The sequence below is a fragment of the Bacteroides acidifaciens genome (assembly GCF_024623065.1).
Taxonomy (GTDB): Bacteria; Bacteroidota; Bacteroidia; order Bacteroidales; family Bacteroidaceae; genus Bacteroides; species Bacteroides acidifaciens.
Genome location: NZ_JANJZR010000081.1, coordinates 1 through 18,789, shown reverse-complemented (window position 1 = coordinate 18,789; position 18,789 = coordinate 1). Strand labels below are relative to the sequence as shown.

Genomic DNA, 18,789 nt, shown 5'->3' with positions numbered 1-18,789 from the left:
TGCTACAAACAGGGGCTATTGCGGAGGGACAACGACAAACCTCTGTTTAAAGAGGAGTTCTCGGACAGTCTCCCCCAAAAAAAATCCCCGCTATATGAAAGGCTCTTATGCACTTCTCAAAACAAAAAGCTTTCATATAGCGGGAATTCTATTTATAATTCCGTTCCGGTAGAAAAAAAACTAACGGTTCTCCGTATCTTTCATACAACGTACGGAAAAAGCATGGGAACGCCCCGCGGAATGAGTCCATGTCTTATCAGCCGATTTATAATATATCGCACTGCCACCCTGGTCTTTATCATTTCCGTAATTAGTGGCAGGTGAGTTCGACCAATAACAAGCGGCAGTTGTAGAATTATTCGTAGTACGGTCTGACGGATTAGACCCCCAGCGAGCACCAGCTAACGGCCAATAAGCATAGTTCGTACCGTCATAACAGTATCTTATCACTCCGATACTCGCTTGTTTCACATACTCACCACTCTTTTCCACCTCTGCCAATACTCCCGGAGATACCACACGGTAACCTTTCGGACAAGGGTCATAGATAGACTTATGACCGTCAGACGGGTTATTAAAAGTATTCGATTCGTTCGGGTTTCCCCAAAAATCATCCTTACGGTCAGTACGCGCACCTGTCCACGCTCCCAAATACCAGTCGGACTTCGTATTATCCACTGTCGCAGTATAAAGCAACTTACGGGGATGTTCTATGGAGAAACGGACATCCGTAGCCTCGGTGGGCATTGAGTAATACCCATTTGCCCCCCAACCGAACGGCGTAGGACGTCCCCATTGGAAATAAACTCCATTCGTCTTCCAGTTATCTTCTATCGTATATGTCCCCAAATTACGGTCCTGAACAATATAACCGGTATTCCCGTAAACATGTTCTGCCGGAACAGGCGTCATCCATACGATAAAGCTCCATAGAACGGTCGAGCGGTCTTCTCCGTAAATCGCTACCTGACCGCAACCACCATTATAGCCATTCGAAACCTTATAAGAATTGACTGTAATACTATACTCACTGCTTATCGGAGAAATATCCGTTGTAGAGCCGTTGACACCTACCATCTTATGGCCGTTGTTCAAATCGCAATTGAAAATAGTTCCGGCATATTTCGGCTCTTCCACTTCCATAAAGTTACCACGCGCCTTTACACTAATCGTATTGTTCACGCCGGAAGGAGAAATAGTGGTCATTATACAGTTTGATTCACCATATGCCCATCCACCGGCCAGCAAACGCGTCTCCACAGGTTCATACCATTCACATGAGTTATCCGAAAGTTTCAAGTCGTGGATGGCAATGACATTGACAGCATTTGCCTGCAACGATTTTCCTTCTTTCAAGATAGGGATGGTAACTGTCGTCTGATTATCACCTTCCAAAGTGACAACGATGTAGACTTGCTTATCTTTCAATTCTGCCGGATACGTGGTCAGATAGACCTCCTGAGTAGTGGCAAGTAGTTCGGGAACGGCTAAAGAAACAGTCGCATACGGTTTGTTTTCCGAACCGAAAGCCAGTTCGTCCGTATCCAGATTGGCAGTAAACGTACCGGAAAGAGGTGTCCGGGTATCCTTATCATATAAAGACACACTTTTCAGTTTATAAGTAGAAAGCTCCTGTGAAGAAATGCAGAATTTCACATACGCCATCGGATGCCTCAGAGAAAACTGTGCAGATTTACTCGTACTGCTCACTGTCGTTGTTGCATAGGCAAAACCATATTTACCGATATGGTGACTATCCCCAGGCTTGATCTGCTCCTGTTCAGTGGCGAGAGAAGCAGTAAGCTTATTACCCTCGTCTGCCAGTTTCGTACTTGCCTTATAAGGATAATAGACAAGAATTTTCGTTTCTCCCTCTTTCGCCGGATTTACACCTTCCGCTGTAAAAACACCGGAGTTCTGTCCGACAGATTCATCGCTCAATAAAGCCTCCACATTATCTATATCCGCCCCTTCGGTGCGGGAGAAAAGTCCGAGAGCATCCCCGTCACTCCAAAGTACCGGATAAATATCTCCCGTCTTATCACCAATAGAAGTCCGTGTCCGGGCAGAAGTAAGCCCTATCAACGTGAATTGCGACTTTTCGAGCAGTTCTTTATTCCCGTCAGACGAAAAGATATCCTCTTGCGTACAGCCCGTCATTGCCAGAGCTGCTACGCAGACTGTTAATAATATATTTTTCATATTCATGTATTCTTTTGAAGTTACACTATTTCTTGTTACCACTCATTCTCTTCCAGCTCACCGGCAGAGTTGTCATCACTCCACATTCCTTCCGTTCCCGATGCCTTCCAGGTCTGGAAAGCGGAACACACGGCACGCCCTTCGGCATTATAGGCGATAATCGCACTGATGTAATTTACTCCCGGACGCAATTCTTCGGTGATTTTGCGCGTATAGGGCAGAGATACAGGCACTCCGTTCTCTTCTACGAATTTCACCAGCTTCACTTCAATGTTATAGTCAAAGCCGATGTCCGCCACCGGATAGAAATCAATGACTTTCGCTCCGAACGTAGTTCCTGTTTGCTGCTCGGAAGTAATCAGAGCCGTATTGTCCGCAATCTCCGAAACTGTCAGGTTCATGGTGGGAATGACACGCGGAGCCGAATCATCCTTGTCCGAACAGGAGGCAGTTATCAGCAGTAGAACGAAGATAAATGCCATATGTACATGTAAGTTCTTCATAATCATATTGTATTATTTTTATTATTGTAGATTCTTATACCGCAGCAATGCTTCTAAAAAGTAATAATCGGCATACGTCAGGGGGACATCCACTTCGCTTTTATCAGGAAGTGCACCCACGCTGTGCTTCAGGATGAAACATTCGTTCGTACCCGGTTCTGCCAGATACTCTTTCGAGGCAAGCGTACGGAGTTGCTTTTCTGCCATGGCAAGATAAGATTCCTTGGCTTCCGCACCGGGGATATAACGGCTTAGCTCGATAAAGGCGGAGGCCATGATAGCCGCTGCGGAAGCATCCCGATAGGTCTGTTCTTCTACCGGAGCGTCGAAATCCCAGTAAGGAATACCGTCGGCAGGCAAACGGCGGAGCAGCATATCGGCGATATGCCCGGCTTGCAACAGATAGTTCTGATACCCCGTCAAGCGGAACATCATCGTATAGCTATACAAGGCCCATGCCTGTCCGCGGCTCCAGGAGGAATCGTCCGAAAAGCCCTGCACCGTTTGCTTGCCGCGCACTGCACCCGTCTCAGGGTCATAATCCACCAGATGATACGTGGAATAATCATCCCGGAAGTGATGCTGGATAGTGGTATTGGCATGCGTACAGGCAATGTTCTGCAAAGAGTCGTCGGCATAGGCTTTCGACATGGACAACAGCAGTTCAAGGTTCATCATATTGTCAATAATCACCGGGAACTTCCAGTCGCAGCCTTTGCGCACAAAGTCCCAGCTACGGATTACACCGGCAGCAGGATTGAAGCGGGTTGACAAGGACTTGGCTCCCTGATAGAGCACTTGTTTATAAGCCTCATTACCTGTCAGGCGGAAAGCATTCCCGTAGCTGCAATTCAACTGGAAACCGACATCGTGGTCCTTGGTCACGTATTGTATAGAGTCGAGTTTCAGCGTGTTCTTCTCGGCCAGTATTTTCACTGCGTCCTTCCGGGTATATTCGTAGATATACCAGAGGGAACCGGGATAGAAGCCGCTGCACCACCAATAGATATTTGAGGAAACAAACTCACCGTCGGCAGAGAGCGTGCGGGGAAGTGTCTTTTCTGTCAGGCGGGTGTCCATAGCCGTGTATTGTTGCTCCGCAACGGTAAATACACGGTCAATCAATGCCTCCATCGGCTCCTGCTTCGTGCAGGAGGCCAATGTCAAAAGTCCGAGTATAGATATTAATAGGATTCTCATACGTTCCATTCTTTTTTATTTAGGGGACAGGGTTGTGGTAAATGTGGCGGTCTGGTTGGCGGTGACCGTTGCTTCAAAGCCGACCATATAGGTGCCCGGATTAGCCTGGTCGTAAGAGTTCTCGCTGGTGGTACTCCATTGCTTGTAGGTAGGCTTCACGCTTCCGCTGGCTGTGAGATACATCACTTTGCTTCCGTTCGTTAGTACGATGCGGTTACTTTCCACTGTCGGAACGGCAGGCGTCACCATACACCAGCGCACTTTGGCGGATTTATCTGTTCTCGCCTTGATCTCATCCATGACCACTAAATCTTTATCGTTCACGATTTTCACGGTACGGGTAGCGGACGCCGCCTGATCGGACACTACTTCTGTCAGATCGAAAGTGGCTCCCAATTCCGTAGCAGTATTGATGGTCGTAGTCAGTGTAGCCACCCCCTTTACCCGGTGACGGGCGTCGTTGATTGAAATCGTGCTATGATTCAGGTTATTCAGGCGGAATACATCCCAACGCATCGAGTTCTGTCCCATGTCCCAAAGATTACCACCCAAAGCTGACAATTTCGACTCGAGCGTTGTATAACTTTGCAGACCGAAATCCATCGACCAGCGCACTCCATACGCGTCGTACACAAACGAACCGGCATCCATGTGTCCGTGGCTCGAACCGGCCTTTCCACCTTTGATTCCGAGGTATTTATCCGTATCGGTATACGTCCAGTCGGTATGTACCATCACTACGGGCGTTTCCCCTTTTCCACTCCATAGTTTATTGGAAGGAGCGGAGATTGCGTCCAGATTCAGATTATTGGCAAACGCCATAATCATCGGCAACAGGCGGTTTTCGGCACAGGAAGCGTATTCGCCGTTCTTCAGCATTCTCAGCTCATTATATAATAAGGACGGATTACTGTATTTATCGGCAAACCACCACGAAGCCAATGCCGCGGTAGAGGAAGGAGCACAGTCGGAATAATTAAAGAACTTGCTGTTCAAGCCTGTCATATACAGCATATACTCTGCCGTCTTGGAGAATCCCGGCGTATCGGAAAGCCCGTTATCCGTGCCAAGCGTACTGTTGAGGGCGGCAAGCATCAATACCTGATAGAGCGTGCCGTAACACCAGTAACCGCTGCCCTCCGGATAGTTGCCGTCGGGAGAGTACATCACTTCCAATGCAGGTTTGTTGGATTCCAGTGCCTTTTCAATCATGTCCTTTGCTTCGGAAGGATTGTTTTCATAAGAAGCCAGTGCCGCACAGACCAGTCCGCCATTACAAACCTGGTTCCAGTTGTTGGTGGCTTCATAGAAGTTGAGGTTCCAGTTCTTGTTCTGCGCCTGTTGGAAGGCAAACTTCAACAGTGCGTTGGCCGCTTTCGTACGGGTGGCTGCGCTTAGTTCGTTGTAGAGCCAGTCGTAGCCGAACGCAACAGCCGTAGCCATTTCGCCTACATCGAGAAAGTGGCGTTTCGAGTTCCAGTCGGGAAAGTTGCAGACAGCGTTCATATCCGTCTCCGCTTTAGTCAGGTATTTGGCATCGCCGGTCATCCGGTAGGCATAAGCACAGGTGAAAATACGCAGTAACGCGTCGCGGGACACATCGAGGATACGTTTGTTGCTGGCATCCAATTTATAAGTCAGTGCCGTGGCGTTCATCCCTTTGCTGTTGCATACACCCATAATGGTATTATGCAGCAAGGTCAGATTGGCACTCGAATTGGCATCTACTTTGGCTTTCAGCGCAGTGAAGTCCTCAGCGTTCATCAATAAGCGGGGATGATTATCCGCGGTCAGTTTGGAATAATCCAGTCCGCTCTCCGGCTCCGTGGGATTCGGTTTCTCATGGGTAGACCCCGGACGGAATCTGTTCTCATCTTCATCGGAACAACTAACGGCTGTTCCCACAAAGAAAGCTATGATGATTGTTTTAAAAAGAATCGTTTTCATGGTTCAATGAATTTATTTGTATTACTACTTCAAAGGAATAAGTCGTACTTTCAGTTGCGAGGCACGATTGGCAGGAATCACCGTCTCAAAGCCCACGCGGATGGTTCCCGGATTGCGGAAATCATATTCATGCGGGGGCACGTTCGACCAGGTTTTCATTTCTACTTCCGTGTCGGCATCTACCGTCAGCAGCATCCGTTGTCCGTCTTTGGTTAATTCCATCCGGTTCTTGCCTGTAATTTTGGCTTCTGCCGGAGTGACCATTATCCAGGATACGGCGGCTTCCTTGTCCCCCGTCTCCAACCGGTCGGTTACTTCCAGATGGTCTTTCTGATCCAATATCACGGTGCGGACGGCTTTCTTCACGCTGTTGGCAAACACACTCGACAGGTCTACTTCCGCCCCTTTCTGTTTCTTCGACTCGAAAGTACGGGTAATCGGAGCATTGCTCTCTACCAAATGGCGTTCGCCGTTAATCGTCAGGGTGTTGTGAGCGATATTGCTTAGCCGGAATACTTCCCAGCGTTGTCCGTTCTGCGACATATTCCACAGGTCTACTCCCTTACTTTCGAGCGTGATGTAACTCTGCATACCCAAGTCCATCGCCCAACGCACCCCGTTTCTCTCGAAGATAAACGAACCGGCATCCATGTGCGCATGAGAGGTAGAGGGCGAACCGCCTTTCACTCCCAGATAGGTATCTTCCTTGCTGTCCCATCCGCCACGGTAGATAAACACAGGCGTATCTCCGCGACTGAACCAGAAATTTTTCTCCGGCTTGCCGATATGCCTCAAATCGAGCTGCGAACAGAACACCATCAGGCTGGGCAGTAAACGGTCTTCGGCAAACGGCATATCCGGCCGGTCGAGATACTGACGTTCGATCCACAACAGGGAAAGGTCTTTCGCCTTGCCTGCAAACCAGAACATCATCATATTACACTCCGCCTCTACCGGAGAATCTGAGAAACAGAAACAGTCTCCGCCCGGAGCCGTCATATACTGCATGAAACGGGCAGACTCCATGAAGCCGGGAGCTTGGGAGAGCCCATTGTCTGTGCCGAAAGCACTTTCGAGCGCAGCAATGAGCATTACCTGAAAACTTGTCCCGTACCCCCAATATCCGAACCCTTCGGGATAACCTCCGTCGGGGCCATAACCTACCATCGCTTTCGGATTTGTCTCCATGCATTTCTCTATGATGCCTTTCGACACTTCCGGAATCTCTTCAAAAAGAGCCAGCGCGCCATACGCCAATCCACTATTACATACGGAATTCCAGTTGTTCTTGGCTGTATAGAACCACGCATGACGGGTGTTCTTTGCCGCATCGAAGCCTTTCGCGATGATTGCCTCGCGCACCACCCGGCGGGTGTCGGGCTGCAAAGAATCGTACAGCCAGTCATAACCGATAGCCAGTGCCATTACCATCTCACCCACATCCAGGAAATGAGTGGGGTTCCAGTCGGTGAAACGACTGACGGCCAGCATCTCCTGTTCTGCACGGAGAGCGTATTTCCGTTCTCCCGTCATACGGTAAGCGTAGGACAGGTAGTAGATACGCTTCAGCGCGATGCGCGAAATCGCCAGCAGGCGTTTGCCCTCTTTGATACGTTCCACAGGTGGTTCCGTAAGTGTCCTGTCGCAATGTTCCATGATACGCTGGTGAACAGTGGCCAACGGGGGATACTCCGCAATGGCTTTCCTGATAGCTTCCTCTCCGCCCGTCGGCAATAACAACCGGGGATGAGGCGCTATCTTGCCATAATCAAACTGTTGCGCAACTACACCCGCGCAACCGGATACAAAAATGAGTAATAGTAAAAGTATTTTTTTCATCCTTATTCAAATCTTTATGATTAATACGCCCAACCGCTTCGTTTAGTCAGGTTCGGGTTCTTTTGCGTTTCAGAGATAGGAGCAGTCCACGGCCACATGTAATCGGTGTAATACCAGTTATACTCTACCAGTTCGCCCCACCAGGACTTGCCGCCATTCACGTCTTTCCCCTGGAATTTGGTTTCTTTGTAGGTTCCCCAACGTACTTCATCGAAGAAGTTGATTCCTTCCAGACAGAATTCCACGCGACGTTCGTAACGTATCCTTTCGAGCATGTCTTCCTTTCCGTTCACTGCGCACGGGCCGCTTCCGCCCTCTGTCAGTGCAGGCATGTGGGCGCGGGTACGTACTTTATTCACCAGGCGGATGGCTTCTCCCAACTGATCGGTCTGCGCCAATGCCTCAGCATACTGCAACAGTACATCGGTATAACGAATCAACGGCCAGTCGGTATGGCAACGGATCCGGCTAATCAAACGGCCTTTCTCAAACTCATTGTACTTGCGATAGCAGTAGAAAGCAGAAGTACGTTTATCGAGCCAGAAGTCTCCACCATTCGTGCCCTGCTCCTTCAACGGCCAACGGAGTTGTTTACCGATTTGGTTGGCATCTCCTGCGTAATTAGGCTTGTAGCAGTCCACCGGCACATAAGGAGTGACTACAGTCTGTTGCAGACGCGGGTCACGACTGTCATACGCCTTTTTGATGCGGGCTTCATTGCCGCTGTTCAGGTAATATTTCTGATAGATATCTTCGCCTACCCGTTTGATAAGCGCATTCTTTTGTGAGGACATGGATTCCAGTCCGTCACGGCAGAAGAAGACTTCACGCTGTTTCGGAGTCAGCAAGTCCCAGTCTTGCAGGCCGTCTACTTCCGACCATTTGAAGTCCGATCCGTCAGCGTTCTTATAGTAATCTACAAAGTCTGCGGAAGGTTTTATTTCCGTCCAGCCATCATACGTATCGCGGGCACCGGTCATTTGCTGAATGTTATCACAATAACCGGTTTCTTCGCTGAACTGGAGCGAGAAGATCATTTCTTTATCCTTTTCGTTTTCATATTTGAAAAAGTCGGCATATTCGCCTGTCCACAAGCCATAACCACACGTTTCCACTTCTTTGAAATCGTTGCCTGCTTCCTTGTATTGCTTCTTCCACATATATACCATACCACGCAGGGCATAAGCGGCTCCTTTAGAAGGACGGCCGTAGTTTTCATTCAGCGTGTTATTGGGGAAGTCGGGATTGTTGATGCAATACGTCAAATCATCCAGAATCACTTGCCATACCTCATCCACCGAAGATTGGCCACGCGTACAGTCTTCGTTATTGATAGGTTCCAGATAAACAGGGACACCCTGATAAAGCATATTCAGACGATTGTACGCCCAGGCACGGAGGAAACGGGCTTCGCATTGGTAACGCGCCAGTTTATCAGCGCTCATATCCGCTTTATGCAGATTGGCAATCGCATCGTTGCACGCATGGATGATGGTGTAACAGAACTTCCATTCATACCACACCTGAAAGTCATTGGCAGGTTTGGTGGCCAGCGAAAGCAGTTCCACCGGATAGTTGTTGGAATAATAATCGGTTGCAAAGCTCATAGCTTCGATTCCCTGACGGTTCAGTCCGTCGGCACGGCGAAGCTGGGTAGAGGAGAGTTGGGTGGCATAGAACGGGAAGTAGAGTCCTGCCATTCCCTTGTCGGCAAGCTCTTCCGTGGTCCACATGTTTTCACTTGCAATCTGGTCTTCCGGAGCCACATCGAGAATATCCATGCAGGAGGTAGCCGCCAGCGCCATCGTTAAAATCATTAATATCTTTTTCATATCAGATTCTGTTTTTTTAGTTCTACATCATTAAAAGGTAATCTGTCCGCCAAAAGAGATCTGACGCATCAACGGATAACCGATGGCAGTTCCTATTTCCGGATCGAGTCCCGGATAACTGGTAATCGTCAGGATATTGTCCATCGACACGAAAGCACGGAGCTTATCAACAAAGAACTTGCTGGAAATTCGTTGCGGCAACGTATAGCCGATCTGGATATTCTTCAACTTGAAGTAGTCGCCCTTATATTCGTTCCAGTCGCTCTGGATTCTGTTATTATAGGTAGTACCGTATGTCAGGCGGGGATATTTGCCCCACTGGTTGGTGCGTGGGTCGTCCGGTTTGGATGGATCGAAGAAGTAATGGTTATCGGCGATATGCTCGATAATGCCATATCCGTGGCTGACCAGTGTCGAGTTGTAGTAATCCGTATTCCAGTTGAGGTAATGCCCGAAAGCTCCCGACCATAACATGGAGAAATCAATGTTCTTGTAAGAGAAAGCACAGTTGAAACCCAGATTGAATTTCGGGACACTGGTGTGTCCGGAGAAATCCCGGTCGTTGGTATCACCGTAGTTCATATCACCGTTGCTGTCGGCATAGAGAATATCACCATACCAAAGCTGGTCTTTGGCAACCGTCTTCATTCCTCCGAACGAATAACCGGAGTCAATCATGGCCTGCACCCATACCATATCTTCTTTCGTACGTATCATTCCGTCCTTCGGTCCCGCATGAATGTCTACCGCACCTCCGGTATAGCCTTCGCCGGAACCTCTGTACACCTTATACATATAGGTTTCCCCCAGTTGACGGCCTTCGCAGATGTAGCCTCCGAAACCGGATTCGGAGACATCACTGAAGTTGTTGACATAGCTCACTTTGTTTCCCTGCGCATCATACGTCCAGTATTTCTGGAGTTCGCCTTTGAACTTCATTACTGTGTTGGCGTTGAAAGAGAAGTTCATGCCTACCCGGTATTCGAAATCTTTTCCGATGCGGTCGTTCCAGTTGAGGGTAAATTCAACACCGCGGTTGCGCACTTCACCCAGATTCTCGGGAGCAGAGCCTACGACACCCATCGAAAGATAGAGTTCGGGATGGTAGAGAATGTCCGAAGTATACTTATTATAATAGTCTATCTCACCCGTCAGGCGGTTGTTGAAGAAGCCGAAATCAAGTCCGATGTCGGTGGTGGCGGTACTTTCCCAGTGCAGCTTGTCGTTGCTTAGTTTCTTGCGTACCAGTCCTTTGGTTCCTTCACCGTCGATTACGACATTGCCTGTGGCGTAGTTTGCCTGCCAGTCGTAGTTGCCCGTTGAGTTGTTACCTGTCTTTCCCCAGGAAACACGGAGTTTCAGGTTAGAGAGATAGTCCGATGCTCCCTGCATGAACGATTCTTCCGAAATACGCCATCCACCGGAGAACGAGGGGAAATATCCCCAACGTTGGTTCTCACCGAAACGGGAGGAGGCATCGGCACGAAGGTTGGCCTCGAAGAGATAACGTCCTTTATATCCGTAGTTGACACGGCCGAAATAAGAAAGCAATCCCCATTTGGCAGGTGCCGAACTGGAAGAGCTGACGAGCGTCTCGTAAGTGCTTAGTTCGTTCAGCGTCCAGTCCGTAGCGCCTTTACGGGAAACGGCAAAGCTCTTGCTGTAATATTCCTGTGCGGAATATCCGAGCAGTGCGCCCAGTTCGTGGTCTTTCTTGATGGTTGTATTGTAGCGTACCAGTATTTCGGCACTCTGACGCCAGGTGCGTGCGCTCGTATTGGTGATGGAAGCGTTCTCCAACGCGCTTTCGCTGACACGCTGGTCGGTGACGTAGTCCCAATAACCATTTTGGCGGCTATAAGAAGACTTGTCGGTGAATGTCGGCGAATAGTTGAATGTACCTTCAATGTTGAGCCCTTTATAGGGAGTGATAATTCCGTAGACTGATGCGTTGAGACGCCAGACGGTATTGAAACCGGTGGCTCCTGCCATCTGACCGAAGATATTATTGGCATTGGAAGATTCTTCACCGGCCAGTGCGGCACGTCCCCAGTAGTTCGGTTCGCCGGGGTATACACCCGGAGTGGTCTGATAGAGATACTTGAATCCGTTGCTGATATTAGCCATCCCGTAATCTTGCTTTTGCCCGTAGAGACGGGTGCCGACGGTCATCCATTTCACTATCTTGGCTTCCAGGTTGGTACGGAAATTGATTTTCTGCGTACTTGAGTCGAGGTTCCAACGGTTCATCACTCCCTGATTGTCGAGATAGCCCAATGAAAGCATGTATTTCACTTTCTCCGAACTGCCGGAGACAGACAGGTTGTGCTCTTGCGAATATCCGGTGTCGAATACTTCGTCGAACCAATCGGTGTTGGGATAGGCTACGTAATTGGGCACTCCGTACTCGTTCAACCCGTTCGAATCGGCAGAAGCAGCCCTCCAGCGGTCGATGCTTTCCTGCGAGAAGATGCCTTTGGTGTTCACATTGTCGCAAGCCTCGTTCACCAGTCCCATATAACGGGCATAGTCGCTTACGAAAGAGAGGTTGTTGTAGGGCATCTGCACGACTCCCGAATAAGAATAGGAGATTTGCGGTTTGCCTTTCCCGTTTTTAGTAGTGATAAGGATGACTCCGTTGGCGGCGCGCGTACCGTAAATAGCTGTGGAGGCAGCGTCTTTCAGTACGGAGATGCTTTCGATGTCGTTGGGGTTCACATTGTCCATGCTCCATTCGATACCGTCCACCAGGACTAATGGGGAGTTGGTATTGAACGTACCGTTACCGCGGACGCGGATGGTGGCACCGTCCGAACCGGGTTGTCCCGAAGCTTGTGTGACGTTCATACCGGCGGCGAGTCCCGAAAGGGCGGAAGAAACACTCATGATGGGACGTCCCTCCGTCTGGTCGGCAAAGTTGATGGAAGTCACGGAACCGGTCAGGTTCACTTTCTTCTGTACACCGTAGCCCACTACCACTACTTCATCCAGTACTTTCGTCTCCACTTTCATCTGTACATCGAGTTTCGTACGTCCGTTCAGGGGAAGCGTGGTGGTCTGATAACCAATGTAACTGAAAGAAACGGAAGGTTTGGCAGAAGTTGTTTTTAAGGTGTAGTGTCCGTTCAGGTCTGTCAGGACACCGTTTGTTGTACCTACTTCGACGACGGAAACACCCGGAAGGGTTTCTCCATTCTCATCGATCACTACTCCACTTACTGTGGCAGATGTTTGTGCCCACACCACATCTGTCAGTAAAAAGAGCGAAGCCAATAAAAATAATAGATAATGCTTCTTTTTCATTTTATTAGATTTAATGAAACAATTAGGTTGTTAAATACTCACCCTGCAAAGAAATGGAATATTTAGCCAATCTAATAATACTGTTTAGGCGATTGATGCCACTAATTAAGAAAATTCGGCGGAGAATGGAAAGAAAAATCAAGCTTTTAAGATTTCGACCAGCTTTTATCAGAAAATGACTAGCTGGTTTTATTTTATATTTAAAAATAGGTTGTATTTTTGCCCGACACCCAATCACTATTCGTCGAATATCTAATAAAAACAGTATGAGAAAACATTTTCTACTTCTTATTTTATCATTTTTATTCCTGCCGATTGCACAAGGCAAAGTAAAACTTCCGGCAATGATGGGAGACCACATGGTACTCCAACAGAACAGTTCCGTTAAGTTATGGGGTTGGGCGGACGGCAAAAAAGTAACCGTCACCACTTCGTGGAACAACCGGACTTATCAGGCAGTTACGGATAAAGACGGGGCCTGGATGGTGAAAGTAGACACTCCCGAAGGGGGGTATACTCCTTATTCCATTACTATCAGCGACGGAACTCCGGTCACTCTCTCGGATATACTGATAGGGGAGGTGTGGATCTGCTCCGGACAGTCGAATATGGAAATGCGTATGATGGGAAATACGGCACAACCCATAGACAACTCGCTCGAGACGTTGCTGAATGCAGGTAACTACCGTGACCATGTCCGGTTCATCACCGTACCGAGAACAAAAGAAACAAAACGTCGCACGGATTTTGAAAAAAGGAAATGGGAAGTATCGTCACCCGAAACCACGATTGATTGCAGTGCCGCCGCCTATTTCTTTGCCCGCCAACTGACTGAAAGTCTCCATCTCCCGGTAGGGCTGGTCATCAACAGTTGGGGTGGTTCACGAATCGAAGCATGGATGGACGAACCGACTTTGGGCACTATCGAGGGGATGGACATGGAAGCTGCTAAAAGCCCTAAACGAGATATACACCAACGTCTGGAATGTTTGTACAACTCAATGTTATGGCCTGTTAAGAACTTCACGGCACGCGGTTTCCTATGGTATCAAGGGGAATCAAATATATCCAATTACCAATTTTACGCACCGATGATGAGTGCTATGGTGCAGCTATGGAGAAATGTATGGGAGGCTCCCGATATGCCTTTCTATTATGTGCAGATCGCTCCTTACAAATATGAAAACAGCAGCAATACGGGGGCTGCTTTATTGCGGGAAGCACAGATGGAAGCACTGAAAACAATTCCTAATTCGGGCATGGTGCCCACTACGGATATTGGTGATGAATTTTGCATCCATCCGCCACAGAAAGATGTAGTAGGGCTTCGGTTGGCTACGCTTGCATTGACTAAAACATACGGTATCCGCCGATTACCATCCAACGGTCCGACGATGACCAAAGTAGACTATGCGGACAAAAAGGCCATAGTGACATTCGATAATGCACCTGCGGGGTTGTTCCCTACTTTCTCCGAACTGGAAGGATTTGAGATTGCGGGAGCGGACAAGAAGTTCTATCCGGCGAAAGCAAAGATTGTAGGACGTACCAACACAGTAGAAGTGTGGAGTGAAGAGGTAGCCCAACCGGTTGCCGTGCGCTATGCTTTCCGCAATTATGTGGGAAATATCACGCTGCGGAATACTTTCGGATTGAGTGCTTTCCCGTTCCGCACAGATACGTGGGATGACGTGAAATAAAGGCTTCTACAAAGGGGATAATTACCCTGCTTGCTGGACATATATATCCACCGTGCTGGGCATATATATCCACCATGCTAGGCATATATATCCACCGTGCTGGGCATATATATCCAGCAGACAGGGGATACAAAGAAAGGAAATTATGAAACGATCCATCTTATCCATATGTATATTGTTGGCATCGGTTTCTCTGGTCTTCGCCAATATCTACAAGAAATATGACGTTCGATCGGGGTTATCGGGCAACTGTGTCCGGAGCATCCTTCAGGATAGCATCGGATATATGTGGTTTGCAACGCAGGACGGGCTGAATCGTTTCAACGGCATCGAGTTCACCAACTACGGACATTCGTCAGAAAACGGCGGAAACAGCTATATGAATATAGTAACGATCTGCCGCCATCAGGATAACAATCAGATCTGGGTGGCCAGTACGGAGAAGCTGTATTTATTCGATTCGTGGGAAGAGAAGTTCTCCGTATTCGATAAACAGACGGAAGACGGGGCGTCAGTCAACAGCGTCTTCGGAATGGCATACGACAATGACGGGCAGTTATGGATCGGAACAACCAACGGGCTGTTTGTCTACAACGAGAAAAAAGGTACGTTGAGGCAATATCTGCATTCTCTTTCCGATCCTCATTCATTGCCGGATAATCACATATGGGTGATTTATAACGACTCGTTCGGGACTATCTGGATAGGTACCCGGAATGGGCTGGCGAAATACAACCAACGCACGGACAACTTCACAGGGTATATATCCGAGGGCACTTCTTTCGGACGTCCTGCCTGCAACGAGATTATCTCTTTGATGGAAAGTTCGCAGGGAGTATTATGGGCGGGTACATGGTACGGGGGACTGGCACGGTTCAATAAAGAGACAGGGCAATTCCGCTATTACTTCGGAGAAGGAGACACGCTTACCATTCCGCGCATCCGCACCTTGTTTCAACGGACGGCCAACTCTTTCTATCTCGGCTCCGACGACGGACTTTATACATTCAACACCACGACAGGAGAATGTCTGCCTACCGACGACGGACAAAATAAAGAAAGTATCTATGCCTGTTATCAGGATAGGGAAGGGGGAATCTGGATCGGGACTTATTTCAGTGGAGTGAGTTACCTGTCTCCCAAGCATAAGGATATCGAGTGGTATTATCCCAATGGTACGGAAAATTCTCTTTCGGGAAATGTAATCAGCCAATTCTGCGAAGATCCCGACGGTAACATCTGGATTGCTACCGAAGACGGGGGACTGAATCTCTTTGATCCCCGCACGAAGAAGTTCAAAAACCATCTGTTGAAAAGCAGTAACCCTAATATCGGTTATCATAATATCCATGCACTGCTCTACAATGAAGGAAAATTGTGGATTGGCAGTTTCTCACGGGGATTATATATCCTGGATACTCAAACGGGAAAAATGAAAAACTATCGCCATAACCGCGCAAACCCACATTCAATTCCTAACGACCATATCTACTCTATCTATCAAACGAAGGATGGCAGCATTTATCTGGGAACGCTCTCCGGATTCTGTCGGTATGACCCGGAAAGTGACTCTTTCCGGACATTGGAACCTTTAAGCCATATCTTTATCTACGATATGGTTGAAGACCAACATGGGGACATGTGGCTGGCAAGCAAAAGGGACGGCATTTGGCGTTACAACCGCCAAACCGGTAAATTGCACAACTATCGCAACGACCCAGTAAATCCTGATTCTCCTTGTAGCAACTGGGTGATCCGTGTATATATCGATCACAAACAACATCTGTGGTTCTGTACCGAAGGCGGTGGCATCTGCCGTTATCACTATCAGGAAGACCGTTTTGAAAACTTCTCAACCAAAGAGAATCTGCCGAACAATATCATCTATGGCATACTGGACGACCAATCGGGTAACTACTGGCTTTCTTCCAACAGGGGACTGATCCGGTATGAGCCGCAGAACAAACGGGCACAGCTCTATACCATCGAGGACGGATTACAAAGCAACCAGTTCAATTTCCGCTCTTCCCTGCAAGCCAGTGACGGGAAATTCTATTTCGGTGGAGTGAACGGGTTCAATAGTTTCTATCCGTTCAAATTATCGATTAATAAGGTAAGACCTACGGCGTCTATCTCGGCGGTATATATGCACAGCCCCGACGACAAAGTAAGCCTTAGCAAGCGTGTACCTGCTCTTAGCGGACAAGTAACGATTCCTTATCAGGTGGTATCGTTCGACATCACATTCGAAAGTCTTAGTTATGTGGCTCCCAGCAAGAATTTATATGCCTACAAACTGGACGGTATTCACAAAGAATGGATATATACGGATAAACATAACGTATCTTTTCTCAACCTGCCTCCGGGTGAATATACTTTCCGTGTGAAAGCCAGTAACAACGATGAATATTGGAGCAATGACGACTGTTGCCTGCATATTGAAATTCTTCCTCCACCCTGGAAGACCATTTATGCCAAGATTTTCTATTTACTAATTGCGTGTGGCCTCGCATATTTTCTGATACAACTTTATTTGCATAAACAGCAGGCTGTGAAAGCAAGAAAGATGAAAGAGATGGAACAAATCAAGAATCAGGAATTGTTCCAGTCGAAAATTACATTCTTCACCCAAGTGGCACATGAAATCAAGACTCCGGTTAGTCTTATCAAAGCTCCGCTGGAAGCGATTTTGGAAACACATGAATGGAACAGTGAAGTGGAAAGCAACCTGTCTGTGATACAAAAGAATACCAACCGGCTGATGGAGCTTATCAAACAATTGCTCGACTTCCGCAAAGTGGACAAGGAAGGTTATACGCTTTCATTCAATGAAGTGGATATCAACCGGATGATAGAGGACATCATCGACCGTTTCCGTGCCATCTCCCTGACCGGAATCTCTTTCAGTGTCTCCCTGCCGAAAGAACATCTGCAATATAATGTAGACCAGGAGGCGCTGACTAAAATTATCAGCAACCTGCTGACGAATGCCATGAAATATGCCCGTACCCGCATTATGGTGATTTTGGACGAACATCTGTCTGCAGAAGGGCGTACGCTCTCCTTGTGTGTGCGTGACGACGGTCCGGGCATTCCGCAAGAGGAATGCAGCAAGGTTTTCGAACCGTTTTATCAAGTGGGAAACACAGGAAACAACGGTTCGGGAGTAGGCATCGGATTGAGTCTCGTCAAATTGTTGGTGGAAAAGCATAAAGGAAAGATTTATATCAATCCCGGCTATACGGAAGGGTGCGAGGTATGTGTGGAAATTCCGTATTTGGAGAAAAGCATCTCTGTCAGCCCCTCCATTACTTCCATGCCCGACAAGGTTCCCGCTTTGGAAGAAGAGGGCGAACCCGCCGGTTACTCTCTTCTGGTAGTGGAAGACACGACGGATATGCTGGAGTTTCTGGCTAAGAATCTGGGAAATACCTATACCATCCATACAGCCGCCAATGGCAAGGAAGCGTTGGAATGTCTGGAGACAACGACAGTAGATCTTATTATCAGCGACATCGTCATGCCTCACATGGACGGATTCGAATTATTAAAGTCCATCCGTTCCAACAATATGCTTTGCCATATCCCGTTTATCCTGCTTTCGGCACTCGACAGCATCGATTCGAAAATTGCGGGTCTTGACTATGGTGCGGACGCTTATATAGAAAAGCCTTTCTCGCTAAGCCACATGAAAGCCACTATCAATAATTTGCTTGAAAACCGACGCATGCTGTTCAACCACTTTACAACCGTTCCGAATATGTCATACGACCAGACATTAATGAACAAAACAGACGTGAAATGGCTGAACACAATCAATGAAATCATTACCCGCAATTTCACCAATGAAGAATTTACCATCGACAAGATGGCGGAAGAAATGGCTATCAGCCGTTCCAACTTACAACGCAAATTGAAAGGACTGACCGGAATGCCGCCCAATGATTATATCCGGTTGATTCGGCTCAAAACTGCGGGAGAACTTTTGCGGGAAGGGGAGTACCGGATTAATGAGGTCTGTTACATTGTAGGATTCAATAATCCTTCGTACTTTGCCCGTTGCTTTCAGAAACAGTTCGGGATATTGCCGAAAGACTATGTGAAAGGTGGTGACATAACCCATTCCCAAAAGGGAACAACTTCAATATCCCCATAAGAAACTGTTTAAGAGCCTGTTTAAATTTTTCTGAGATTATGTTAGATAGGCTTTACCGACCTGTTTTTATTCGTCACATAGTCTCCGTCATGCTCCTCACAACAACA

General features: G+C 47.9%; 9 protein-coding genes. 2 read left to right on the top strand and 7 right to left on the bottom strand.

The window, feature by feature from the left end; all coding sequences use genetic code 11:
- Window positions 1-180: 180 nt before the first annotated feature.
- Genes NSB03_RS17165 through NSB03_RS17135 form a run of 7 tightly spaced genes read right to left on the bottom strand, consistent with a single transcriptional unit; the run spans window position 181 to window position 12,826 of the window.
- Window positions 181-2,202, bottom strand: a complete 2,022-nt coding sequence (locus NSB03_RS17165; protein WP_024988298.1) for a fimbrillin family protein — start codon at window positions 2,200-2,202, stop codon at window positions 181-183.
- Between the two features lie 35 nt (window positions 2,203-2,237).
- A complete protein-coding gene (locus NSB03_RS17160; RefSeq protein WP_024988299.1) occupies window positions 2,238-2,711 on the bottom strand; it encodes a hypothetical protein in 474 nt (157 codons plus the stop codon).
- A 15-nt stretch (window positions 2,712-2,726) separates the two neighbouring features.
- On the bottom strand, window positions 2,727-3,905 hold the full coding sequence (locus tag NSB03_RS17155; RefSeq protein ID WP_024988300.1) for a glycoside hydrolase family 88 protein: 1,179 nt from the start codon (window positions 3,903-3,905) through the stop codon (window positions 2,727-2,729).
- A 15-nt stretch (window positions 3,906-3,920) separates the two neighbouring features.
- Entirely contained in the window at window positions 3,921-5,852 is a 1,932-nt protein-coding gene (locus NSB03_RS17150) for a heparinase II/III domain-containing protein (RefSeq protein WP_257466529.1), read from the bottom strand.
- A gap of 24 nt (window positions 5,853-5,876) precedes the next feature.
- Entirely contained in the window at window positions 5,877-7,691 is a 1,815-nt protein-coding gene (locus NSB03_RS17145; protein WP_121766003.1) for a heparinase II/III domain-containing protein, read from the bottom strand.
- 20 nt (window positions 7,692-7,711) lie between these two features.
- Window positions 7,712-9,523 (bottom strand): RagB/SusD family nutrient uptake outer membrane protein, encoded by a 1,812-nt coding sequence (locus NSB03_RS17140; RefSeq protein WP_024988301.1) that lies wholly within the window; start codon window positions 9,521-9,523, stop codon window positions 7,712-7,714.
- 30 nt (window positions 9,524-9,553) lie between these two features.
- Entirely contained in the window at window positions 9,554-12,826 is a 3,273-nt protein-coding gene (locus NSB03_RS17135) for a SusC/RagA family TonB-linked outer membrane protein (RefSeq protein WP_257466528.1), read from the bottom strand.
- Window positions 12,827-13,092: 266 nt separating this feature from the next.
- On the opposite strand from NSB03_RS17135, the gene NSB03_RS17130 reads away from it, so the two are divergent.
- Both NSB03_RS17130 and NSB03_RS17125 read left to right on the top strand, forming a co-directional pair.
- Window positions 13,093-14,526 (top strand): sialate O-acetylesterase, encoded by a 1,434-nt coding sequence (locus NSB03_RS17130; protein WP_257466527.1) that lies wholly within the window; start codon window positions 13,093-13,095, stop codon window positions 14,524-14,526.
- A gap of 145 nt (window positions 14,527-14,671) precedes the next feature.
- A complete protein-coding gene (locus NSB03_RS17125; RefSeq protein WP_257466526.1) occupies window positions 14,672-18,682 on the top strand; it encodes a hybrid sensor histidine kinase/response regulator transcription factor in 4,011 nt (1,336 codons plus the stop codon).
- The last annotated feature ends 107 nt before the right edge of the window (window positions 18,683-18,789 follow it).